Here is a 25278-nt window from a genome sequence, read left to right on the forward strand (position 1 = left end):
CCAGCAAAACAATAACAACAAGGAAATGATATGACAGCAAATGCATTTTACCCCATTGGACAATCCGGGGTGCCATGGTCAGACAAAGAGAAACAACAATGGTTTAATCAAACCGTAAGATCTCGTTCATATCTACAACAAGTGGTCACTGAATTAACTGCGTTAAGTGACGATTTCACCTTAACAAAATATGGTGAATTAACCATTAATCCAACACTCTATCCACTTTATGCACTGACTTCCTCAAACTGGGATAACAGTAAACCTATTATGTTAGTTACTGGTGGTGTTCATGGTTATGAAACCAGTGGTGTTCATGGTGCGATAGCATTCTTAAAAGAACAAGCAAAACATTATCAAGGACAATGTAACATCGCTGTCTTACCCTGCATCAGCCCATGGGGTTATGAGCATATTTTACGTTGGAATCCCTATGCCGTAGATCCAAACCGTTCTTTTGTTGAGAATAGCATCAGTGAAGAAGCTGCCAAGGCCATGCAATTTGTTGCCTCTTTAGAAGGCGAAATAGCCTTACATATCGACCTACATGAGACCACTAATTCAGATGAAAGTGAGTTTAGACCTGCGCTAGCCGCTCGTGATGGCGAAGATTATGTCGCAGGTACCATTCCAGATGGCTTTTATTTAGTAGGAGACAGTGACAATAAACAAGTCACTTTCCAAACAGCGATCATTGAAGAAGTAAAAAAAGTAACGCATATCGCCCCCGCCGATGAAAACGGTGAAATCATAGGTTCAAAACAGGAAGGAGAAGGCATTATTAACTATGCTGTTAAATCTCTGGGTTTATGTGCAGGCATGACCAATGCCCCTTATACCACAACAACAGAAGTCTACCCAGACAGTGAAAAAGCTACTGCAGAAGAATGTAATAAAGCACAAGTCTGTGCGGTCACAGCTGCTATTGATTATATCTTAGCTTAACTTAGAAAGAGTTCACTTCCAGTGGTGTTAAATAACGCCACTGTCCTAACTCCACATCCAGTTTAACCTGTCCTATTTGTTCACGATGTAAACCAACAACACGGTTACCCACTGCTGCAAACATGCGCTTAACTTGATGAAACTTACCTTCAGTAATAGTTAACAGCACTTGCTGTTCAGATATGATTTGCACTTGTGCAGGCTGTGTTAATGCCTTTTCGCCTTGTAATTGAATACCTTGTTTAAAGATGTTAATCAATTCAGGCTTAAACGGTTTAGATAAGGTCACTCGATACACTTTAGGGCATAAATTAGTTGGTAAGGTAATGTTGAAGGTCCAACGGCCATCGTCGGTGATCAAAATTAAACCCGTGGTATCTGCATCTAAACGACCTGCAATATGCAGTTCATCTCGTTGATTAATGCCATTTTCTACTTCTGCCCCATTAATCTGTCTGTCTTTAGTTAATAGATTTAATGCAGATGGGTACACTTCATCAATATTAGAGCAAATTGTATTAGCCGGTTTGTTCATTAATAAATAACGAAAGGGCCTTGCTAGCAAACGTTGATTGGCAAACATCACCTCGTTATTCTCATGCACTTGATGCGCGACTTCTTGTACAATTTCTCCATTTACCCTCACTTCACCAGCTTCTATAACCTGTTTGGCTTGTTGCTTGGTGAAGTCAGTACTTTTCATAACAAATTTATCTAACCGCATTAATCCTCTGTTTTAAAAATGCTTTATTTACCACTTAGTAGCACCACTTAAACGTTTATCTTACCTTTCAAATACAATACAGCATAACCAGAGACTAAAACGCGATCATCTTGTATTTGGCAATATAAAGTTCCGCCTCTATTGGAAGCTTGGTATGCCACTAGCGATTTTTTATTTAAAGCGTTCGCCCAATATGGTGCGAGCCCCGCATGGATAGAGCCTGTAACAGGATCTTCATCTCCACCATTGGCAGGCCAAAAATAACGAGAAATGAAATCATAATGTCCTAAGTCTTTATGATTTTGAGATTGCTTACTGGCGGTAACAACCACATCTAAAGGTGTTAACTTTTTTAATAATTCGGACTTATAACTTATATTTAATATTTGATCCACTGAAGCTAACACAACAACATAAGCTTGACGGTTTTTTAAAACCAGTAAAGGCTTAATCGATAAAGCTTCTATTAAAGCTGTTGGTGGTTGTTCTAATAATTTCGGAGACTGATTAGGAAAGCTCATTTCAATACGTTGATCATCAAGTTGTTGTACTGTTAATTTACCCACTTGTAAGGTAACAAACTCGATATCACCCGTCATCCCCAAATGATGATAAAGCACAAACGCACTCGCTAATGTCGCGTGCCCACAAAAATCTATTTCAGTTAATGGTGAAAACCAACGAATTTCATAAATGCCCTGTTTAGTTTCAACAAAGAACGCCGTCTCAGACAAATTATTTTCGATAGCAATCTTTTGCATCAAGTCATCGTCAATCCAGTTTTCTAAAGGTACGACTGCCGCTGAATTACCTTTGAATTGCTGTTCGGTAAATGCATCAACCACATAAATATCCAGTTCCATTTGATTTCTTCCTTTGAATATATAAAAGCAACAGTACATATTAAATGCAGTCATTAATAAAGATACAGTTTAAAAACTGACAAACAGTACAGAAAGTAACATCTATTGCGTTTAAAATAAAAAAGCAGGCCGATGCCTGCTTGATAGAAGGGATTAAGCTAACTACTGCTTGCTAGCAATAGGCTAGATAGGATTAACCACGGTAGTAGCTTTGTGCAACAACCGGCATTTTTGTCACTGTCATGGCTAGTTTTTTACCACGTACTTCTGCATAAACAACAGACTCGAGCACCGCATTTTCAGTTTTTACGTAACCCATAGCCACTGGCATTCCGTAAGTTGGACCAAAGGTACCACTGGTCACAACACCAATTTCATTATCGTCAGCATCAAATAATACCGCACCTTCACGTACAGGGGCCTTTGATTGACCCACTAAACCAATACGCTTACGGCTAACATTTTTAGTCGCAATTTGATCTAAGATGATACCGCTACCAATAAATCCACCTGGACGTTCACCATCGCTGCGGCGTGCTTTGCTAATTCCCCATAACAAGCTAGCTTCAACAGGAGTTGTAGTTTCATCAAGGTCATGTCCATAAAGACATAAACCACACTCTAAACGTAAAGAGTCACGTGCGCCCAAACCAATCCACTCTACTTCTTCTTTTGCAAGCAGTTCACGTGCTAGTTGTTCTGCTTGTGCAGCAGGAACTGAAATCTCATAACCATCTTCACCAGTGTAACCAGAACGACTTACGTAACATTCAACGCCAACTAATTCAATTTTAACAGCATCCATGAACATCATTTCTTTAACGCTTGGATTAAACTCACCAAGTACAGCTGCAGCTTTTGGCCCTTGTAAAGCAAGCAGCGCTCTGTCTTCGATAATTTCTATTTCTACATCATCGGGCAAATTCGCTTGTAAGTGTGCAATATCTTGTGCTTTACAGGCTGCATTAACCACTACAAATAGGTGATCACCAAAATTAGTTACCATCAAGTCATCACTAATGCCGCCTTGCTCATTCGTAAAGAAAGCATAACGCTGTTTACCATTAGGCAGGTCAATAATATCTACCGGTACTAGTTTTTCTAAACCAGCCGCTGCATTTGCACCTTTCAAACGTAGCTGTCCCATGTGTGAAACATCAAATAAACCAGCAGATTGACGACAGTGTAAATGCTCTTTCTTCACACCTAAAGCATATTGCACAGGCATATCATAACCAGCAAATGGCACCATTTTTGCGCCCATTTCGATATGTAAAGCATGTAGGGGTGTAACTAATAATGGTTCAGACATTGAGTAGATCTCCATTCAAACGTTAAGTATGTAACCAGTTATAATAAAACTAATCATTAATATTCTAAGATGCAGTCACCCATAGGATTTGCGCATCGTCTTCACTAACAGAAGCAAGCATATGCCCCATGTTAGCGTCGTAATAAACTGAATCACCTTCAACTAGGTTGACCGGTTCATAATATTCAGAGAAGAAAGTTATCTCCCCTTTTAACACTAATAAAAACTCTTCACCGTCGTGACGTATCCAATCACTGTAGTCATCAAAACTGCGCGCACGTACCAATGATTTAAAAGGCATCATCTTTTTATTAGATAACTGAGTCGCTAATAACTCATGTTCATAGGTTAAAGTTGGATGAGATTTACCCAACTCATTACGTGTAATATCTCGACGCCCTGTTGTGTTGACCTTTTTAGGTGTTGCAAACAGTTGCGGAATATTAATATCCAAACCAGTTGTCAGCTTTTGCATCGCTTGGAAAGTCGGTGATATTTGTTCATTTTCAATTTTCGACAGAGTCGAACGGGCTAAGCCAGTCTTTTGGCTAGCCTCTTCTAAAGTTAACCCTAATGCGCGTCGAATATCTTTTAATCGCTCACCCAACTTAATAGGGGCGATGTTTTCAGTCGATTGCTCTGTCGAAATGGTCATTGATGGATATACATCTTGTTGATCAGTCATGGTCGACCTCCTCTCTTTCTTTTACTTATCGTTTTAAAGAAAGCACATTACTACAAATATAATAGTTAAAGTGAAAAACCAAGTTTCCTTTAGGAAACTTATTTCTACTTATATTAATAACATTTACACAAATGTCCATATATTAAGCGCTTAACCTGTAAATAAGTGTTTTTAGACATAATTATAACCATTTGGTTAACTGTTAACCTCGAAAATAAATCCACTATAGGAAACATTTACTATTGATATCTTTTTCTAATATGGTAAAAATACATAAAATTGTGCGACGTTTCGACGCAACCTATAAATCAAACTGCATTTTTAGCTAAGGGATCATTATGGAAAGCAACTTAAAATTCACGGAAACACACGAATGGGTATTGGACAACGGTGACGGTACTATCACTATGGGTATTTCTAACCAGGCTCAAAAATTATTAGGTGACGTGGTTTACGTTGATTTACCAGAAGTGGGTGATGATGCAGAAGCAGGTGAAGCTTTTTCACTGGTAGAATCTGTAAAGGCGGCTTCAGACCTGTACGCTCCAGTAACGGGTGAAGTAGTAGAAATCAATGAAGAGCTTGAAGGTAGCCCAGAGCTTATCAATGAGTCCCCTTATTCAGCGGGTTGGATTGTTAAAATTAAACTATCTGACGCTGCAGAACTAGATGGCTTAATGTCTAGTGAGACTTACCATGAAGCAAACGAGGAATAAGCAACTTGCTTATCTCTTTATTCAGCAATAACTGTAAATAGAGTAAACCTAAGGCGGCTTCATTGGAACTCGCCTTTTTTTTAAACATAACTTACTGCGACTGTTTAGGATGAATATGACTGCCAACACATTACTTGACTTATTAAGTGACCAACAAGAATTTGCAACACGCCATAATGGCCCTGACTCAACTCAGCAACAAACTATGCTGGAAACCATTGGTGCAGACAGTTTAGACCAATTGATTGATCAAACCGTACCTGCCGCTATCCGTCTTAAAGACAAGATAAACCTTGCTAAACCACAAAGTGAATCAGCAATGTTGGCGTCATTAAAAACCATCGCAGAAAAGAATGTGGTTAACCGTAGTTTCATCGGTCAAGGTTACTACAACACCTTAACGCCTAACGTAATATTACGTAATGTGTTAGAAAACCCAGGTTGGTACACAGCTTACACGCCATACCAACCAGAGATTTCACAGGGTCGTTTAGAATCATTACTGAACTACCAACAAGCTGTGATGGATTTAACTGCAATGGATTTAGCCAACGCCTCTCTTTTAGATGAAGCGACTGCAGCTGCTGAATCAATGACACTCAGTAAGCGTGCGAGTAAAAATAAAAGCAACGCCTTCTTTGTGAGCAATGATTTACACCCACAAACTGTTGATGTGATCCGCACTCGTGCTGAATATATCGGTTTTGAGATTATTACTGGTAGTGTTGAAGAATTAGAGCAGCACGATGTGTTTGGTGCCATTCTTCAATACCCAAGCACCACTGGTAACGTGACTGACTTAACTGACGTTATTGAAAAAGCACATGCTAAAAAAACCTTAGTTACCGTTGCTTCTGACCTATTAGCGTTAACTGTATTAAAAGCACCTGGTGAAATGGGCGCAGACGTGGTGATTGGTAGTGCACAACGTTTTGGTGTACCAATGGGCTTTGGTGGTCCACATGCAGGCTTCATGGCAACACGTGATAAATTCAAGCGTACCATGCCTGGTCGAGTAATTGGTGTATCAAGAGACAGCAAAGGCAAACAAGCCTTACGTATGGCAATGCAAACACGTGAGCAACATATTCGCCGTGAAAAAGCCATGTCTAACATCTGTACTGCACAGGCATTATTAGCAAACATGGCCGCATTTTATGCACTTTACCATGGTCCTGAAGGTTTATTAAAAATTGGTCGCCGTGTACACCACTACACAGCCGTACTTGCCGCTGCTTTACAAAGTGAAGGTATCGAACTAGAAAACACCGCGTTCTTTGATACGATCACAATTAACACTAATGAGCATACTAAAGCGATTTATCATCGTGCATTGGCAGAAGGGATGAACTTACGTAAGTTCCCTGCAGTACCTAATGATGCAGACAATACAACAACAGATAATACACCAATTAAATTGGGAATCAGCCTAGATGAAACCACTACAGTAAAAGATGTAGAAGACCTAATTCTAGCAATAACAGGCAAAGCATTAAGTGTTAGTGACTTTAGCGAAACCATTGCACAAGATGAATTTGCAGCTATTCCAACAGCGTGTCGTCGTACCAGCAAATACCTAACACACCCAGTTTTCTCAGCACATCATAGTGAAACACAAATGATGCGCTACATGAAAAAACTAGAAAATAAAGATTATTCATTAACTCACGGTATGATCCCGCTAGGTAGCTGTACCATGAAGTTAAATGCAGCAGCTGAAATGCTACCAGTCACCTGGCCTGAATTTGGTCAGATGCATCCGTTCGCCCCTACAGAACAAAGCTTTGGTTACCAAGAACTAGCTGAAAAACTATCTGCTATGTTATGTGAAATCACAGGTTATGATGGTATGTCATTACAACCAAACTCTGGTGCACAGGGTGAATACGCAGGTTTAATTGCTATTCAGCGTTACCATCAAAGTAACGGTGATTCGCATCGTAATGTTTGTTTGATCCCAAGTTCAGCTCACGGTACTAACCCTGCATCTGCGGCAATGGTATCAATGAAAGTTGTGGTTGTTGGCTGTGATGATGAAGGTAATATCGACCACGCTGACCTTAAAGCTAAAATTGATAAGCATCGTGATAACCTGTCGTGCATCATGATCACCTACCCTTCTACACACGGTGTATATGAAGAAGCAATTCAAGAAGTATGTGATTGGGTACATGAAGCTGGTGGTCAAGTTTACCTAGACGGCGCTAACATGAATGCACAAGTTGGTATAACAACACCAGGCTTTATCGGCTCTGACGTCTCACACCTTAACTTGCATAAAACATTCTGTATTCCACACGGTGGTGGTGGCCCAGGTATGGGACCAATTGGTGTTAAAGCACACCTTATTCCATTCCTACCAGGACACATTGAAGTCACTGAATCTGCAGATAATAAACACTATGCAGTATCAGCAGCAGAGTTAGGTTCAGCATCAATCTTGCCTATTTCATACGCTTATATTGCAATGATGGGCGAACAAGGTTTAACGCAAGCAACTAAACTAGCAATCTTAAACGCCAACTACGTAATGGAGCGTTTACGCCCTCATTACCCGGTTTTATACCTAGGTAAAGAAGGCCGTGTTGCTCACGAATGTATTATTGATATTCGTCCAATTGAGGCAGTATCTGGCATTTCTGGTGAAGATATCGCAAAACGTCTAATGGATTATGGCTTCCATGCACCAACGATGTCATTCCCGGTTGCTGGTACATTGATGATTGAACCAACAGAATCAGAAAACCTAACCGAGTTAGATAGATTCTGTGATGCAATGATCGCAATCCGCAACGAGATCAAACAAGTCGAATCAGGTGAATACACACTAGAAGACAACCCACTAGTTAATGCACCTCATACTCAAGTTGACCTAATGGAAACAGAATGGACACACACTTACTCACGTGAGGTTGCGTGTTTCCCATCTGAATTCAGTAAAGGCGCTAAATATTGGCCAGCTTCAAACCGTGTAGACAATGTATTCGGCGACAGAAACTTAATCTGCTCTTGCCCAAGCATTGAAAGCTATATGGAAGATTAACTAGCCACTTAGCAATACCACTGTGTGATAAGAACATATTGTTTTTATCACATCTCATCTAAACGACATCTTTAATCGGGTGTCGTTATTCTAGCCACTAATTAATAAAAATTAACCTTTTTAAAGGTCACGATTTCACTCGTTCTAAATTTCTACTTTTCGCAAAATAAGCAATAGCAAGGCATCTATTTATAAGCATAAAACACTAAATTTAAGGAGTTAAAAAATGAAGGATAAAGAATCAATAGTACCCACTTATGTTATCACTGCAGACTGCCCTAGCCGCTCAGGCACAGTGGATGTTGTAACACGTTTTTTGGTTGAACAAAGCTGCTACATTAATGAAATTCACTCATTTGTGGATACCACGGAAAATAGATTTTTTATTCGTGTTGAATTTAGGTTAGATTCAGACGCCAATTTCGACCAAACTGAATTTAGTGAAAAGTTTGAACAACGCGCACAACAGTTTGCGATGAAATGGCAACTTACACCAAGTGATTACCAATCTAAAGTAGTGATCATGGTGTCAAAGCATGACCATTGTTTAAATGACTTACTTTACCGCTACCGTACAGGCGATCTTAATATACAAATTCCAGCGATTATCTCTAATCATCCGGACTTAGAGGAACTAGCTGACTGGCACGGAATCCCTTATTACCATTTACCAATCACCAAAGAAACCAAGCCAGATCAAGAAGCGAAAGTGTACCAAATCATTCAAGATTGTAATGCAGACCTAGTGGTTTTAGCACGTTACATGCAAGTACTCTCACATGAAATGTCTAAAAAACTGTCAGGCAAAGCAATTAATATCCATCATTCATTATTACCTGGCTTTAAAGGTGCTAGACCTTACTATCAAGCCTACGATCGCGGTATTAAACTAGTAGGTGCAACAGCTCACTATGTGAGTGATGATCTAGATGAAGGCCCAATCATCAGCCAAAGTGTGGATACCGTAGACCACAGTTACTACCCACAAGATTTAGCGGCAAAAGGCCGCCATATTGAATGCTTAACTTTATCCCGTGCGGTACGTTACCACATAGAAAACCGTATCTTCCTTCATGGTAATAAAACCGTTATATTTGGTAAGTAAGGAATCTAAGTATCCAACGCGCTCATTGAGATTTTTTATAAAAGAAATAGTTAGTAAGAATTACAACCTAAAATTTTAGGTCACTTTAACTTATTAATCATAGTCGGACGCAATGTTTACGAGCAGAAATAGCGAAAATGTCTTTTGTTGTTAAGTGTTAATGAAGCTTGTGACTTTAATGAAGTTTGTGACAAGTATTAATTCCAGATAAAAAATAGGCAAACATTATATGGTTGCCTATTTCAAATGCTCGTGTGTGTGATTTTTGAACTATATAAGGTTTTGAGAATGTCTAACAATCAAAAGGCCATAACGCATATTTTAATTCTCAGTAAGTATCAAAATCACTTTCGCCCCCAAAGCGACTTAGGAAATCAACTTAGAGTTGTCAAAATTCAAGATTAAAGACCTGTCACCATAAATAGACGCTAAACCAATACCAGAAGTAGCTCCGGTTATCGCGACTTTATAATCTTTAGACATAAATTAGCTTTTTCTCTATAATTTATTTGAGTAATGACCGCTTGGCAAATTTAGGATAAAAATAGTTAAGCAGGCGCGTTTGTTGCAAGTAATATTCAAGAATACGGTAGGTAAAGCCTACCGGAATAATCTAAAAGCAACATTACTTGGCTAAATAATCGATCAGTATTTCCGCATGAGTTAACCCAGTGTCTTTAATTTCATAATAGAGTGAGTACTGAATCTCTTTGACTGGAAGAACGCGGCCTGAATCCAATACAACATCGCCATTAATCGTTGTCTCAACTTTATTGACTCGAACAACTTCCCCGCAAGGTCCTTTAGGTGTTGTTAGCTGTAAAGCGTCCCATCCTCTACCATCGCACGTAGGAATAGCTTTCAATAAAAACGCTGTTAAGTTGGATAGGTCAGTGCCAAAAGGTAGGTTTGAAAGTGTGGTTACCTTTTTACCCATCTCATGCTTCATATCAGCTATGGTTGTACCCCAACGCTCAAATTTTACTTCCGCATTTTTTCCACCAAAATCATTAATCGTAAACATTGCATCTCGCTTTGGATAACCCGCGCCCACTTGGCCAAGCATCATCGGTAATGCGCTGCCCTCAGGCACAATTGAACCAAGGTAAAGCTGCGATAAATAGATCCCCGATGTTTCTTCACCATTGTTTGTGAAAACAGCTGGCAAAGAAAGTACGGCTTCCCAGTAAGTGGCAAAATTATTTACCTGTAGTAGTACATTATCTTCAGCATCTGGCATTGGCTTAACGTGGTCAGGAAGCATGCCCTTAAGAGCATCTAAATCCGTCTTAAAGGATGTGACGTAATACTTAGCAAGGGGGAAAGTAAATGGTGGTGGTGGAGCATAGCTTAAAATTTCTTTAGGGATCACAATCTCTGTTCTTTTATTGCTCATTGTTTTTTCCTTTATTTTACATGCCTAGAGTATCAATCGATCGCGTAATACTGATTAAGCAATGGGTATATTTTCAATTGTTGCTTGCGGTTTATGTTTTAATATTTTGTGATTTCACTCTAATTTGCTTTAAACTTCCGGTGAGACACTTGTCTCATCTAGTTATTGAAATATATTACTCGCTCTCTTGTCCGTCTATAAAAAAAGCAAAGATGAAACAAATTGGTTAATTTGTTTCATGGTTAACGAGGTTCGATATGGAAATAAAAGACTATAAGCTCTTTGGCATAACAAAAACGCAAGCGAGTATCGTTAATGTCATGCTAAGGCTACTTCAAAATCATTCACTTCAGGCCCTACCTATTACAACGATATGTATGGAGGCGGATGTGGGTCGAGCAACGTTTTATCGGCATTTTGAATCTAAAGAAGATATTATAAAATTATATCTACGCGTAGTAACGGATAGATATTTTTCTATAGTCCAAGACATTTCAAATCTTACGATAGAAAAGCTGGCGGGCACTTATTTTGAATATTGGAGTACGGAAAAAGCGTTTATAGATATTGTCTATAAAAATAATATGTCGATGCTGCTTCTTGAAGAAAATCAATATATTGAAAAGCATATTCAGGCTTTAAATTCGAATGTTTTTCCACAATTGAGTGATGAATTTACCGAGTTGGAAAACTATTACTTTCATTCATTTTATTTTGCAGGTTTTTGGCGACTGATCTTCTTATGGGCGAGCCGGAACTACCAAGAAACGGTTGACGAGATGACAGCCATTTTTTTGAAAATCCACAATTCAAGAGGTGAAAGCTAATTAAATGGTAGCTTTTTTGTATCTGGTGTTAGCATCTCTAGATCCTTCTCAGCCTCTGATTTCAATTAGTATTTAAAAACGTCAATATCTTTAGATAATAAATACCCTGTTAGAGACCTTATTAGCCAAGTAATAAGGTAGCCCCTCTTAAAATTTTTATAATTTTTTCCAAAGTCTAAATTTAAATCATGTAGAGTTGACGGCCCGCATAACCGGCAAAAATCTATTGGAATTTAGCTAACCATTGAATACAACGCGCTGCATCACGGTTCTCATAAGTTTCAATTGCGGCTTCAAGCTCAAGAGAATAGTCAGATTCATTATCATTTCCTATAGCGTTTAAACGCATAGTGTACCAAGCCGTTATTCCTCCCTCAGGTACGCTTGTAAATCGAGGAAACATGGGATTGTTACCTGTATGATTTAACCAGTTATTCGCTAACGTGGGATCTAAAGCTAAAGCGCGAGCAATACCGACCATATCGGCAGCATGGCTTTGTAATGATGTAATGGCTTCTTCCCGTGTTTTAAAGCCTCCCGTAACCACAATAGGGATACTGGTGCGTTGCTTTGCTTTTTTAGAGAAATCAATAAAATAAGGACCTTTAGTTAAGCTATCTGAGCTAGATTTTGCTCCCGGGAAATAGGAGCCTCCGCTTATTTCTATCAGGTCGATTGTGGTTTTATCAAGTATAGACATGGCTGATAATGCGTCTTGTTGTGTTAACCCCCCTTCTAATTGGTCTGTACAATTAATTTTAATGCCAATAGGGAACTTCTCGCCCACAACACTGCGGACTTTATCAATGATATCAATAATGATTTTGCATCGAGATAATATATCCCCCGCATACATATCGTTACGATGATTAAACAATGGCGATAAAAATTGGCTCAGTAAAAAACCATGTCCAGCATGGATTTGAACGCCACTAAATCCAACTTCTTTAGCTAACATTGCCGCTTTAGCATAGATGTTTGGTAACTGAGCAACTTCAGCTTCAGACATGCCCGCACATTCAAAATTATCAATTTTTAAGGCTGATGGGCCTTTAGGCTGACTTATTGTTGGGTGCGAAAGCCCACCTGCATGTCCTAATTGAGCCCAAATATGTGCACCGTTCACTTTGGCTTTCGAGGTCAATGATTGCAATTTTTTTAGATTTGATTGTTCACATAGGACAAGATTACTAGGTCTTTCTGGAAATTTAGGGTCCACTTGTACTTCGCCAATAATGGATAAACCCACTCCACCTTCAGCCCACTTTTCATAAAGACGAGCTTGAGCGTCAGTAGGATTACCTTGCCCATCTGCAAGTGAATCTGACATTGCTGATTTAACAATTCTATTCTTTAGTACTACTCCACATGGGAGATTAAGTGGTTGGCTAAGCATATTAATCGGCTCTTCGGTGGTGGGCATATCGACCTCATGTATTTAATCTTTGCATCAGTTGTTAAAGACATTATGAACAATTTTTATTAAACTAAAATAGCCTAGTAACATAAACACTATTAAAAATAAGTTAACAATGAACACTTCCGATATAAATCTTTTTATTCGAATTGTCGAAACCGGCAGTATCACTAAAGTTGCCAAGCAACAAGGTCTCACTACGGCTGCAGTCAGCTCAGCATTAAAGCGCTTAGAGAAACAGCTTGATCTTCAATTGCTGATCAGGACAACCAGGCAATTACGAATTACACCTCAAGGTGAGCAATTCTTATTTCATTCTAGGCAAGCATTACGCACATTAGAACAAGGCCGCATCTCAGCTCAGCAGCTACAAGGACAAATTGGTGGTAAGTTACGCCTGTCTATTTCATCAGATTTAGGGAGAAATTCTGCATTACCTTGGATAGATGAATTACTAGATCTTCACCCCTCGTTATCGATTGATTTGAGTGCTGGAGATTCACTTTCAGACTTTTACTTGGATCAAATAGATGTTGCGCTCCGATACGGGAAACCACAGGATTCAACAATGGTTTCGTTTCATATTGCGACGCTTGAACGGATCACCTGTGCATCTCCAAGTTATTTATCAACTTTTGGTGAGCCTATGCACCCAGACGACTTACGTGCACATAATTGTTTATTGCATCGAAAAAATGGCCGTTTATTCAATCACTGGGAGTATATGGATAATGCAAAGTCTTGTAATATAAAAGTAGAAGGTAACAGAATAAGTAATGATACTGATATTGTTAGACGCTGGGCAATTAGTGGAAAAGGCATAGCGTACCGTTCGCAAATAGATGTTAGGTCAGATTTACACAATGGTACTTTAGTGGAAGTGTTACCTCAATACCCGTCTCCCTCTATAGAATTACATTTAGTTTGTCCAAGTAGTAAACAAGTTAGTCCAGCAGTTATTGAACTGAGGGAGTTATTGAGAAAAAAATTAGTGATGTACTAGTTTACCCATAACTCTGGTGACTGGATTGTCTGTCCGGATAAAGCAACTCTACTTTTGAATCCTCAGGGGCAGGTCTTTCACTTTTCTGACTTTAGTTGACTTCGTCTTATAGCAATCCAACATAATCCACCCTCCCGCATTCATTTTATAGAATGCTTTTATTGCATATGTAAGTCTTACAACCGTCCTGTATTTATTGCATGTAACTTAGTCTGAACCATCACTTAACCCCTTTAATATCAGGCAATTAAAATTGGAACAGTAGTTGCACCTGTAATATCACTGAATTGATAGAAAGGAAAATAAAGATGAACGACGTTGCTTATACAGGGTATTTAGCATTTTATTTATATTTAGTGATGTTACTTATTCAGTGGGGAGTCGCCACTTTTAGCAAGTCTAAACAACCCAATGCAGTCCCTGGAAAAATTGATGAAAATCTATCACACGATAGTTTCGTTTTTAGAGCGCATCGTACATTCCAAAACACCTTAGAAAACAGTGCACTATTTATAGGAACGGTACTATTGGCATTTACGCTTAACGTGCAAAGTCCTATTTTTGCGATTTGTATATGGATTTATCTCTTAGCCCGAATGATACATATGGCTTTGTATTATGCCATTGCGACCGAGAACAACCCCAGTCCACGCACTTACTTCTTTTTGATGGGTGTAGCGGCTAATGTTGTTATGTTGGGGATATTGGCTCTAAGACTTATTTAGTCAAGAATATTAACAACAATATAAGCGACAAGTCGCTACAAGCATACTCACCATCACTGAACTATCAATATCGAAGTAAGCATTATTTCTAACGTTATAACCCTAATCTTAACACCCAACAGGAGATAAAATGAAACAGACATTAATTATTGGTGCAACAGGTCAAATTGGTAAAAAACTCACACAGTTGATGTTAGATAACAATCATTACGTAGTCGCACTAGTACGTGATAAAAGCAAGCTATCAGATATGCATGACGATAAATTAACCATTGTAGAAGAAGATCTTAATAAAGATTTTGGACATGCGTTTAAAGACTGCGAAAATGTCGTTTTTGCTGCAGGTTCTGGCGGCCACACGGGCACTGATAAAACAGTTCTAATAGATTTATGGGCAGCCTGTAGAGCAGCTGATTATGCAAAAAATAACGATGTGAAGCATTTCACTATGGTCAGTTCGATTGGTGCCGATGCACCATCAGAAGGCCCTGAAAATATGCAACCCTACTTAGTGGCGAAACACATGGCAGATGAGCACCTAATGCACAGTGGCTTGCATTATTCAATTATTCGCCCAGGATCGCTCACCAATGAGACAGGTAAAGGCAAGTTTACTAATCAGCGACCAGAGCAAAAAGAACAAGCAACAATTACGCGTGACGACGTAGCGACTGCATTGTTATTTGCTGTGACAAATCCACCGAAGAAAAGTACTATTACGGAAATTTTCAACGGCTATAAAAGTATTGACGACGTTTTACCTTCGTAACCTTTTAAGGTCTGTGACGGATAACTATTTACTATTTAGCCAACAACATGCAGTAAAGTAAAATAGAGTGATATTAAGAGAGTCGTTAAATTTAAGACTCTCTCAACAACATTACTGGACAGTTTAAAATAGTGTCCAAACTGTTTTGCTACGTAACCACTTGATTGATATGCATTGAGATGGCTTTGTCTCACCTATTAGCTTGCACTTTATACTTATTTAAATTCAATGGCGATGACCTACGTTGCTCAAAAGATATTCCTTGCACATCGTCTTCAAGCAGCCCGAGTATTAGTTGATGCTTTTTCTACAAAGCTCTCATACCCTATAAACACTTAGTGTATTCATTCATCCGAGATTGTTTAATTCGCACCTTCTTTAACACAATTAATATTCAGCAATGGGTTAAGACCGTTTATTTGCAAATAAACGTAACAAGAAATTCGTCTCGAACTCATTTTAAGAGACTTGTTTTCCAATCATGTAATACCAACGATGCCAACCATCTGGTGTTTCAACTATTATCACTATTATTGGATTTAAAAGAATACCGATAGAGCTTCAGCAAGTAGACATTTTTTTAACTAAAAACCGATTCATAATGCCTTGAAATAGATGCCCTCCCAAAGGTGCTTAGGATTAATGGATTGCGTATAAAGACCATTTATTTGGCGCATTCGTTTACTTAAATTTAATTGCCAAACAGGCGTTACTCTATATGGGAATACTTTGTTACCTAAAACAAAAAAGAGCACTTAACTTACTGCTCTTTTTATATCAGTTAACTTTACATGCCTTTATCATTGCTCTTTTTGATTTTCTGCTTCTTCTTCAACATCATCAAAATTTACATCATTGTCTACGACGCCTTTAAATGCTTTGATCCAGCCGTTTTTAATGGTATTAGTAATGGTTGTCCACACTTCAGAATCTACATTATTTAAATCGCCTTCTATAGGTACTTTAGTAGCTAATGTGTTATTCCCTTTATTTTTTAAAACAAACTTGAAAAACCCTGCAAAACCTTCCCATAACGTATTAAAAAAATCATCTTGTTTTGTACTAATCAGTTGTGAATCTTTTAATAAAGGCTTTATGTATCCTTTTAAATAACCATCAGCAATGGCTATTTCACTAAAGACATTAAAGTTACCTTCTACAAAATCTATATTTGCATAATGATTTGTGAAGTCGTTAAACGCAGTGATAGATGCGTTTTCTAATGAGAATGATATGTCCATGTCTGGTATTGCTTTTACCAAATTCATCTTGCCATCTAATTTAAATTCTCCACCACCAATAGAAACAGCAGCACCGTGAATTTCAGAAGGTAATGTCCTTTCTTGCTGAATAACATTTCTTAGATTGGTGGCTTGTAAGTTGAGATGGTCCATATGCAAATCAATTGTTGGTTCAGCCGTCAGTTCTACAAAAGCTATTTTTCCATCTACCAATTCAAGGTTATTGATATCAATTGGTACTAATTCTGTTATCACTTTTGTCCAATCATCATTACTCGCGGTGGTTTCTTCACCTTGATCCTCAAATACGTATATCACTGTGGGTTGAGTCATTACTATTTCACTCACTATTTCACCTTTTAGCAGTGATTTCCATTCCACAGAGATATCCGTTTTTTTAAAATCTAGAAACGGAACTTGGCTGTCAGCATTCACTTTGTTTAAGTACAAATCGTGTATGACATAAGCCCCCCTAATTAAGGAAATATCAATATCATCAACGTGGCCGTAATACCCAGGAATATCTGACAGCACTTCATTAACATATTTTTTAACGAAAATAGGCAGCGTCAATCTAGCGATTATAATGACGCTGATTAGTATTAAGGGGATCATATACCTCTTTTTTGTATACATTTTTCTATTGTTACTTTTCATTAGTTACCCCTTGTGCTTTTGTAGATGTTTAACTTTTCAAGTCTATTTATAAAACGTTATTTTCATTGGTGATTCAAAGTTAAGTCTTTATTTGCTAAGGAAAGTTCTAATATATATTGCTAAACACGCCCTTTTATGACCCTAAAAGTAGTTTTGGATGTTTATCATTGAATGTTTTGATGGTGGATAATGGGTAGCTCAATAACTGGCCAAAAAGGATAAAAAGCAAACTGCTTTTACTTGTTCATTTGCTTCTTATCTTGCTAATAAGCAACTTCAAGTTTCTAACAACTAAATTAACTTGCTAGATTAACTTAGCTTATTGACTCCATATATACTTTTAAAGATGTCGTCGCTTTTTCAAAAACCTGACTAAACACATCTTCATCCATCAACTCAGTGGCAGAGCGAAGTGCTACAGTATAAATAAAGGTCGTTGTACCGTTGCCGTTATCAATTAACTGGTAATCTTCAGCAAATGCAGCGGCTAATGGCGCACTGGCACTTTCAAAATAGAAGCTGCAACGTTTGGCAGGCTCCCAGCAAATGAATTTCTCATTAATAGTGGTTGTGTTAAATAATATAGTACGCGTCGTCCCCACTCCAAAAGGAGTTGGGCTTGTCCAATTCACTTCTTTTATTTCAGAATACCATTTAGGCCATGCACTGCCGTCTTCAAATACGTTGAAAATGGATTCTGGGGAACAATTAATTTCAACTTTGTTAATAAATTTAACCGGTGCTGTATCGAAAAAATCAATGCTGACTGCTTCATATGGATAATTCATTAAATCTCACTTGTATAGTTAATTAATAAAACGAAGATACTTGTCATATTTTAAACGTTAACATATCGCAGGAAGCTGTTAAAGTTTTTACAAATTGTAACCATCATGACTACTGGCACATCAACTTCTCTACTGCGCAGCCTCTGTTTGACTTCAATTGGTGGCCTATGTTCAAGTAAGATTTCAACTAATGAATCTTCAGATGGTGTACATCGTTTACCGTTGAGAGCAGTAAATAACTTTCCATTTCAGCCCGTAAACTAATATTTCATTAGGGTTCATAAACACGATGTTTCCCTTTTGGACTGCCCTTATTTTAATCACCCACACATAATCAAACAATTAATTGAATATTTGTCATGTGGATTGGCAGAAAAAGTCCGTACTAATAGTGGGAATATGGACTGTCGGCAAAATGCATATGAAGGCTAGAGTCTCAACCAACTGTTAACCTGTAAAGAATGTATCTGTACAGAAAATGCATTTGGGGAAAGGAACTCGATTTGTTATTTGCAAGAAACAAAAAAGTAATCTCCGTAATGCTGAACAGTTTAAAATTGATTGGCATTACGAAGATAATTCTATTTTCACTCAAGAGAATAAAAAAGAAGTTAGTACTTATCTGTTTTACAAAGCTACAAACAACAAGCGCAATTACGTTTGGTTTTTTCCATCTTCCCAATGCCTGGATTAAAAGTATTGGTTGGGTCTAATTTTTTGTAAAACTGTACTACCCCATCTTCTGCTTTATAGAGGTGACCTACATTATGTTCCGCTGGGTATTTTGCGCCACGAGCATCTAATATTTTGAGCATTTCCGCTTTCACTTCTTTAGCATCAACGCCTTTCTTCAATACATAGTCTTGATGAAAAACATGACAGAAAAAATGCCCATAATATAAAGGTTTATCGATTTTATCTTGCAGGGAAGCCGGCAGTTGCTCGACCCAATCAAATTCATTTCGACGTAATGCGATATCCAACGCAATTAATTCACCAACTTGCTTTTGATTTAGCAACTCGTAACGTATTGCCGCGCCCGCTGCGGCAAAGCGATGTAAAGCTGCACTAGTGGCTTCTTCTGCATTACATTCAAAATATTCACCGTTGCCTTTATCCGCAAAGAATTCAGGTAAAAAAGCTTCGGTTTCAGCGATCCCACCATCACTTACTTTTAAAATAAGGTAATGCTCGTACTTTTCTCTATATTCAAGTAAACGTTTTGGAAGGTGCTGCGGAAATAGACTTGCTACAAATTGCATGACACGATCGGAGAGGTGACTCGGTAGCCATTTAACATTCTTTAAAGTGGAATCGATTCGACCTTTTAACGCAAATAATTTAGGCATTCTGTCTGTTCCAAAATGTTTCACGCTCAGGAAAGTGTCTTTACCGTAATTTTGGGACACATCAAAGATATCACGATGCATGTATTCACCTACTTCGGGTAAGTTTGTAAATTCGCCTAAAATTTTACGTCTTAGATTGGTTAATGCAGTGGCGCTGTTTGTCCCGATATAAAAGGTTTTCTCTTTTTTAGGCACCGGAAAGCTATCGAGTCTCACAGCAAAAACAGCCAATTTACCAGCACAACCGCTTGCTTCATATAAGCGAGAGGTGTCTGCATTATAGCGGCTTGGTGTATCGGCATCGACATCACGCAATAATGCTTGGTAGTTTCTGGCACTGGCTTGTTTTCTAGTACCTGTATCTGGGGTGTCACTGGTTTCTGGAGCAACATAAGCATGATCAAATTGACCATTTTCAAGATTTTGTAACATCTCTTCTGGGCTATTGCCTAAATCGATACCAAGGTGATTGATGAGGCTTAGCTCGCCTTGTTCATTCACTTGAGCAAAAAGCGCTAATTCTGTATAGGCAGGACCACGTTTAACTAACGCACCGCCGGAGTTATTCGCAACACCACCAACAACAGTAGCCCCCAAACCGGACGACCCTATCACAGAATGTGGTGAACGAGATAAAGGCTTTAGTGTCTTTTCTAACTTATGAAGCGTTGTACCGGGAAAGCTAACTATTTGCTCACCGTCACCCAGCATAATAAGTTGATTCATTGCTAACGTATTAATCACCACTACCTCGCGATCATAATCATCACCACTCGGTGTAGACCCTTCAGTAAGTCCGGTTTTAGCAGCCTGCATGATAACGATGCAATTATGGGTAATACAAATATCTAAAACACGCCAATACTCCACTAAGGTCTGAGGGAAAAGTACCGCTAATGCAGTACCTATACCAGAGCGCCAACCAGAACGATAATGCTCCGTTCGGCGTGGATTAGTTACAACATGCTCTTGTGATAATACATTTTGAAATTTTTCGACGGCAGGATGTTGAGACATTTTTTCTCCGAAAGATAAGTATTTGTGTCTATGAGGGGACTCAATAAGTTAAGAAATAGCAGAGATGTGATTCTCTTATCCCCCTGAAAAATTGGACATCAATATGTTTGTTGTTAGCAAAAGTACCTCATATTAATAAATGCTTAATGTGCAATGACTATATCCTATAACTAATAGACAAGCTTAACTGCGTCAGACTTAGCACTTTAGGAAAAAGCCAAAAACACCGAATGACCGAAGAATACATCTATAACATTCCCCCCTATTTTCCAGGATGCTAGAGATTAATTTTCGAGAATTTTTATCCCTGCAGGGATGCCAAGCAATCTTGTTTTTCACTTACCTGAACATGCTTACTCGGTTATATTCGGATCTAAATAGTACATTCTATTTTCACCTGTAGAACACAACTTAGCTGAATTAATATTTACACTGCAAAACAATGCAACTTTAACAATGTAACTTTAACAATTTACTTTGGATATTTTTCATCCTTACCTTTTCCAAATACCCTTTACAAACACACTAAAACTTAATTAATCATTTAAATTCAAAAACTTAAAATAATCTTAAAAAGCTGGCATTGCCTTTGCTACGTTATAATTACTTATGCAATAAAGAGGTAACTGTTAAATGAGTATTTCAATACAAACGATCAACCCTTTTACTGAGAAACAATTAAATGAATACAGCTTACTTAGCCATGATGAAGCTAAAGATGCTGTGGCTAATGCCAATGATTGCTTTGAAGAATGGAAGCTTGTTCCTATTGCAGAACGTGCAAAATTAGCTAATAAATTAGCTGACGTCATTGAAGAAAATCGCGAATCATTAATTGAATTAATGGTCAGTGAAATGGGTAAAGTCCAGTCACAAGGTGAAGGTGAAGTCTCACTGTGTGCGAATATTTGTAAATACACAGCAAAAATGGCAGAGAAAGAGTTAGCCAACGAGAAACGAGATTATGAAGGTGGTGAAGCCATCATTACTTACCAACCTATTGGTGTTATTTTAGGTATTCAACCTTGGAACTTCCCACTTTACCAAGTAATTCGATACAGTATCGTTAATCTAGTTGCAGGTAATACTACCGTCATGAAGCATGCATCAAACGTGTTTGGTATGGCTGAAAAAATACAGTCTCTCTATGAACAAGCAGGTTTCCCAAAATATGCTTACCAATCATTATTAATCGATGGCAAAACCGCAAGTAAACTAATTAGCCACAAAGCGGTTAAAGGTGTCACTTTTACAGGTAGTGATAAAACCGGTAAAAAAGTAGCAAAAGAAGCTGCAAAACGCAGTAAGAAAACAGTATTAGAGCTGGGTAGTAATGATGCTTATGTTGTTTTAGATGATGCAGATATTAAGTTAGCAATTGAAACTAGCGTTAAGGGTCGTATCGTTAATAATGGTCAAACCTGTGTATCAGCGAAACGTTTTATTGTTACTGAAAAGAATTATGACAAGTTTAAAGAAGGATTCACCCAAGCGATGTCGGCGCTTAAAACTGGTGATCCAAAAGCAGATGACACTGACATTGGACCATTAGCGAGAAAAGACTTACAAGAGAAACTACACAAACAAGTGACTGATTCCATTGAAGCAGGTGCAACCGCACTTTGTGGTTGTGAAGTTCCTGAGGGTAAAGGTTTCTTCTATCCGGCGTCTATTTTAGAGAATGTTTCACCAGGTATGCCGGCTTACGATGATGAGTTGTTTGGTCCTGTAGCAGCACTGATTAAAGCTAAAGATGACGATGATGCAATGCGCATTGCCAATGATTCACGCTATGGTTTAGGTGGTGGTATTTTCTCTACCGATGAAGAGAAAGCCACAGAGCTTGCGATTAAACACTTTGATACGGGTATGGTGAATATTAATGGCTTTGCCCTATCACAACCTAACCTACCCTTCGGTGGTGTAAAAAGCAGTGGTTACGGTCGTGAGCATGGCGGTTTTGGTTTAAAAGAGTTTGTTAATATCAAGTCTGTCATGGTTGCTAAAAACAGCTAATTACTGACTTTTAACGAAAATTTATAGCACTCAATATTAAAGGGTTATTTACTGAGGTAAATAACCCTTTTTTCTTCTAACTATTTGTCTTCCGACTTATTTTTCAATGACTCAGCCAGATATCTTAACAGCCTTTCTCAGCTGCCTTAAGTGGGTTTAGCGATTGAAACTCAGCACTGGATTCACTGATTTTTTTGTATTGTTTTAAAAACATTGATCCGCCTACTAAGCCCGATAAGAAATTACCAACGGTCGCACCAGCCAAAATACCCATTAGCCCAAATAACTCAGAGCCTAACCATATCAATGGCAGATAACAGGCAAATAATCTTAGTATTGAAATGATTAATGCCGACTTAGGCAAGCCCATTGCATTACAGGCAGAGACACAGATCATACACACACCCAAAGCGCCATAGCTGATCGGTACTATCCATAAATAGTGTAATAATAACGTCTCAATATCTGAACTTACTGATAATACATGCGCCACGGGTTTAGAAATCACTAAAATAAACAGTGTTATTGCTAGTTGAGAACAGATAACCGTATAGGCTGCGGTTTTCACTAGAATAAAAATCTCACTAATTTCATTTCTACCTTTGAGTTTTCCAATCATAGGGGGCAATGCCATGGTTAACGCTAGAATCAAGATAATTGAAATATATTCAATACGATTCGCTAAACCCCAAGCGCCTACTGCGAAACTACCGTAAGATGCAATAATAACTGTCACTAACATCGCTGAAACAGGTGGTATGAACTGACTCGACATGGCAGGGATCGTAAACTTAACAATCGTGCTGATGCCTTTTTTGGCGCGATCAATACTGTACAACATCGCGATATAGGGCTTTTTAATAATCGCACTAAAGATGATCATACAACCGATTAAAAACGCAACGCATGTTGCCCATGCAGCCCCTGCTAATCCCATGTCAAAAGTGAACATGAAGATCGGATCTAAGATTACGTTAAGTATGCTGGTGATCACCATCACTTTGCCAGGCAATAGAGTCTCACCATGCGCTCGGCAGATACTGTGGCCAAAGTATAAAATTGCACCTAACCAACAACTTAAAAGCCAAGGGAACCAATAGCTATTTAATAAGGTAAATAAGGAAGCTTCAGCGCCTAAAGCAGCGGCAATGGATTCTTGATAGTACCAAAGTAACGTGCATAATAAAGTGATCACGATAAATCCAATAAATAACACCAGCGTAGCCAGGTATTTGGCATATAACAGTCTGTTACAGCCTATCGCATTGGATATCGAGGCCGTCGTTGCGATGCCTAAGCCCACTTGAACGCCAATCACCAATTGATAAATTGGAATTGAAAACCCAACGACAGCTAATGCCTCTGAACCCAGTTGTCCAATAAAAGCACTATCCACCAGTTGAGAGCCCATAATAGTGAATAGTCCCAACAGCATTGGCCAGGTTTGTTTGTATAATAATTTGAATTGTTGTGTTTTAAATATGTTCATGGCCTGTTACACATCGCTTTTTGTATTTTAATATTTTGTTGAAGGTACTTAGAGCTAAAATAAATAGAGTTATTTTGCGCTGTCTAGTGAAGTCCGTTCACGCTGCTGAGTGCCACATAGGTTTTAACATAAAAATGACATGTAAAAATAAGCCGTCAATATAAGCTGTGATTAAGTCCTTTTCAAGCAGTCAATGCCTGTTACTTGTTTGTCATTAAGTGCAACCAGTACACTCTTTCTTTACTCTACTTTGAGGTCATCGCGTTTTGCGGGACACTAACTAATAGAATCAGTATATTGATAAAATCAATATTTGATAATACAGCGAAACAGCTAATCAATTTATACTTTTTGTTAATAATCACTGATTCGGTGCTATTTGAAATGGGTTAACAGGCAGTCATTGGGAATGCTTCTGAGAGAATGATAAATACCCTTTCGGTAAAAGGTAAGAGGTAAAAGGAAAGAGATATCGAAAGTAAACTTAGTACTTTCAACATCTCTTATTCACTATTTACGCTTTGGTTATTTGTAGGTAAAGGGAGTCTTTTAATCCGGCTCTTTCATGTTTTAATTGGTGGAATGGTTCATCTTCGATGGGTGCATTTCTTAATTCTAGTTTTCGAATCTCAGAGTCCAGTTGATGGTAACGCTTAGCACTTGATGCAAATGCTGGGTCTGTTTGGTTTAACTCTATGATTTTATCTTTATGAGCTGGAAACTCGTTCAGTAATGAATGATCTTCACCTAACATAATAGCTCCTTATCAATTAATGTTTATTCTAACGTTTATGATTAAAGTTTCAGTAACAAGGCCCTTTGTATTCAGTTTGAGCCTTTTACCTGACTATCTTAATACTAACAAGCCTTAATTATTTTGATAACGACATGCTTTCTGTAAAGAGATTATAGAAAATATTAATAATCGACTATGATTCTGGGCTTTTAACTACCCAGGCTTTATCTAACGCAATTAATTTGCACAAGGCATGATTGCCTCTGACGGTATTCAATGGGATAGACAAAGTAATGCGCGGTATACAACCGATGTGTTTTATAACGCGGTTTATAAGTTAGATATGCAAGGTAAGCTGACTTTATTGTCTAAAAATGGCGATACCAACGGGATAAATGGTGAGCTTGATGCACCAAATGAAATGATTGTTCGCGGAAATAATACCAATTGTATTA

At 38.2% G+C, this 25278-nt stretch carries 20 protein-coding genes and 1 pseudogene; 10 read left to right on the forward strand and 11 right to left on the reverse strand.

Annotated features, from left to right (window positions below):
* Positions 1-30 precede the first annotated feature (30 nt).
* Complete coding sequence (locus tag DS885_RS15085; protein ID WP_113820237.1) at positions 31-945, forward strand: M14 family metallopeptidase; 915 nt, start codon at positions 31-33, stop codon at positions 943-945.
* Position 946: 1 nt separating this feature from the next.
* Here the strand turns inward: DS885_RS15085 and DS885_RS15090 are convergent, their stop codons facing one another.
* The 4 genes from DS885_RS15090 to DS885_RS15105 all read right to left on the reverse strand — a co-directional run bounded on the left by DS885_RS15090 (position 947) and on the right by DS885_RS15105 (position 4529).
* Positions 947-1669, reverse strand: coding sequence for a pseudouridine synthase (locus tag DS885_RS15090; RefSeq protein WP_113820238.1), 723 nt, complete (start codon positions 1667-1669; stop codon positions 947-949).
* Positions 1670-1716: 47 nt separating this feature from the next.
* Positions 1717-2532 carry a PhzF family phenazine biosynthesis protein gene (locus DS885_RS15095; RefSeq protein ID WP_113820239.1) on the reverse strand — a complete coding sequence of 272 codons (816 nt, stop codon included), beginning with the start codon at positions 2530-2532 and terminating at the stop codon, positions 1717-1719.
* 193 nt (positions 2533-2725) lie between these two features.
* Positions 2726-3844, reverse strand: coding sequence for a glycine cleavage system aminomethyltransferase GcvT (gene gcvT / locus DS885_RS15100; protein WP_113820240.1), 1119 nt, complete (start codon positions 3842-3844; stop codon positions 2726-2728).
* Positions 3845-3908: 64 nt separating this feature from the next.
* Complete coding sequence (locus DS885_RS15105) at positions 3909-4529, reverse strand: helix-turn-helix domain-containing protein (RefSeq protein ID WP_113820241.1); 621 nt, start codon at positions 4527-4529, stop codon at positions 3909-3911.
* A 338-nt stretch (positions 4530-4867) separates the two neighbouring features.
* Between DS885_RS15105 and gcvH the strand changes: the two genes are divergently transcribed.
* From gcvH to purU, 3 genes are all read left to right on the forward strand, one after another.
* The gene (gcvH, locus tag DS885_RS15110; RefSeq protein ID WP_113820242.1) at positions 4868-5245 is read left to right on the forward strand and encodes a glycine cleavage system protein GcvH; all 378 of its coding nucleotides are present in this window, start codon (positions 4868-4870) and stop codon (positions 5243-5245) included.
* A gap of 115 nt (positions 5246-5360) precedes the next feature.
* On the forward strand, positions 5361-8288 hold the full coding sequence (gene gcvP, locus DS885_RS15115; RefSeq protein ID WP_113820243.1) for an aminomethyl-transferring glycine dehydrogenase: 2928 nt from the start codon (positions 5361-5363) through the stop codon (positions 8286-8288).
* Between the two features lie 226 nt (positions 8289-8514).
* Positions 8515-9393 carry a formyltetrahydrofolate deformylase gene (purU, locus tag DS885_RS15120; RefSeq protein ID WP_113820244.1) on the forward strand — a complete coding sequence of 293 codons (879 nt, stop codon included), beginning with the start codon at positions 8515-8517 and terminating at the stop codon, positions 9391-9393.
* A gap of 625 nt (positions 9394-10018) precedes the next feature.
* On the opposite strand, the gene DS885_RS15125 is transcribed toward purU, so the two are convergent.
* Positions 10019-10789: an acetoacetate decarboxylase family protein gene (locus DS885_RS15125; RefSeq protein ID WP_113820245.1), complete on the reverse strand. Its 771-nt coding sequence runs from the start codon at positions 10787-10789 to the stop codon at positions 10019-10021.
* Positions 10790-11046: 257 nt separating this feature from the next.
* On the opposite strand from DS885_RS15125, the gene DS885_RS15130 reads away from it, so the two are divergent.
* Positions 11047-11616, forward strand: coding sequence for a TetR/AcrR family transcriptional regulator (locus DS885_RS15130; protein ID WP_113820246.1), 570 nt, complete (start codon positions 11047-11049; stop codon positions 11614-11616).
* 223 nt (positions 11617-11839) lie between these two features.
* On the opposite strand, the gene DS885_RS15135 is transcribed toward DS885_RS15130, so the two are convergent.
* The gene (locus DS885_RS15135; RefSeq protein ID WP_113820247.1) at positions 11840-13039 is read right to left on the reverse strand and encodes an oxidoreductase; all 1200 of its coding nucleotides are present in this window, start codon (positions 13037-13039) and stop codon (positions 11840-11842) included.
* A 109-nt stretch (positions 13040-13148) separates the two neighbouring features.
* Between DS885_RS15135 and DS885_RS15140 the strand changes: the two genes are divergently transcribed.
* From DS885_RS15140 to DS885_RS15150, 3 genes are all read left to right on the forward strand, one after another.
* The gene (locus DS885_RS15140) at positions 13149-14036 is read left to right on the forward strand and encodes a LysR family transcriptional regulator (RefSeq protein ID WP_113820248.1); all 888 of its coding nucleotides are present in this window, start codon (positions 13149-13151) and stop codon (positions 14034-14036) included.
* 308 nt (positions 14037-14344) lie between these two features.
* Positions 14345-14761, forward strand: a complete 417-nt coding sequence (locus DS885_RS15145; protein WP_113820249.1) for an MAPEG family protein — start codon at positions 14345-14347, stop codon at positions 14759-14761.
* A 130-nt stretch (positions 14762-14891) separates the two neighbouring features.
* Entirely contained in the window at positions 14892-15530 is a 639-nt protein-coding gene (locus DS885_RS15150) for an SDR family oxidoreductase (protein ID WP_113820250.1), read from the forward strand.
* A gap of 800 nt (positions 15531-16330) precedes the next feature.
* On the opposite strand, the gene DS885_RS15155 is transcribed toward DS885_RS15150, so the two are convergent.
* The 3 genes from DS885_RS15155 to dld all read right to left on the reverse strand — a co-directional run bounded on the left by DS885_RS15155 (position 16331) and on the right by dld (position 20582).
* The gene (locus DS885_RS15155) at positions 16331-17428 is read right to left on the reverse strand and encodes a DUF748 domain-containing protein (protein WP_113820251.1); all 1098 of its coding nucleotides are present in this window, start codon (positions 17426-17428) and stop codon (positions 16331-16333) included.
* A 314-nt stretch (positions 17429-17742) separates the two neighbouring features.
* Positions 17743-18216: an SRPBCC family protein gene (locus tag DS885_RS15160; RefSeq protein WP_113820252.1), complete on the reverse strand. Its 474-nt coding sequence runs from the start codon at positions 18214-18216 to the stop codon at positions 17743-17745.
* Between the two features lie 635 nt (positions 18217-18851).
* Entirely contained in the window at positions 18852-20582 is a 1731-nt protein-coding gene (gene dld / locus DS885_RS15165; protein ID WP_113820253.1) for a D-lactate dehydrogenase, read from the reverse strand.
* Between the two features lie 633 nt (positions 20583-21215).
* Here dld and DS885_RS15170 point away from each other — a divergent pair.
* Positions 21216-22598 (forward strand): NAD-dependent succinate-semialdehyde dehydrogenase, encoded by a 1383-nt coding sequence (locus tag DS885_RS15170; protein WP_113820254.1) that lies wholly within the window; start codon positions 21216-21218, stop codon positions 22596-22598.
* A 124-nt stretch (positions 22599-22722) separates the two neighbouring features.
* On the opposite strand, the gene DS885_RS15175 is transcribed toward DS885_RS15170, so the two are convergent.
* Both DS885_RS15175 and DS885_RS15180 read right to left on the reverse strand, forming a co-directional pair.
* A complete protein-coding gene (locus tag DS885_RS15175) occupies positions 22723-24087 on the reverse strand; it encodes an MATE family efflux transporter (protein WP_113820255.1) in 1365 nt (454 codons plus the stop codon).
* A gap of 514 nt (positions 24088-24601) precedes the next feature.
* Positions 24602-24841, reverse strand: coding sequence for a YdcH family protein (locus DS885_RS15180; RefSeq protein WP_113820256.1), 240 nt, complete (start codon positions 24839-24841; stop codon positions 24602-24604).
* A 235-nt stretch (positions 24842-25076) separates the two neighbouring features.
* Between DS885_RS15180 and DS885_RS15185 the strand changes: the two are divergent.
* Positions 25077-25278 (forward strand): annotated as a pseudogene (locus tag DS885_RS15185) (hypothetical protein); the annotation flags it as partial.

Origin of the sequence: Psychromonas sp. B3M02 (assembly GCF_003318165.1) — a bacterium.
Lineage (GTDB): Bacteria > Pseudomonadota > Gammaproteobacteria > Enterobacterales > Psychromonadaceae > Psychromonas.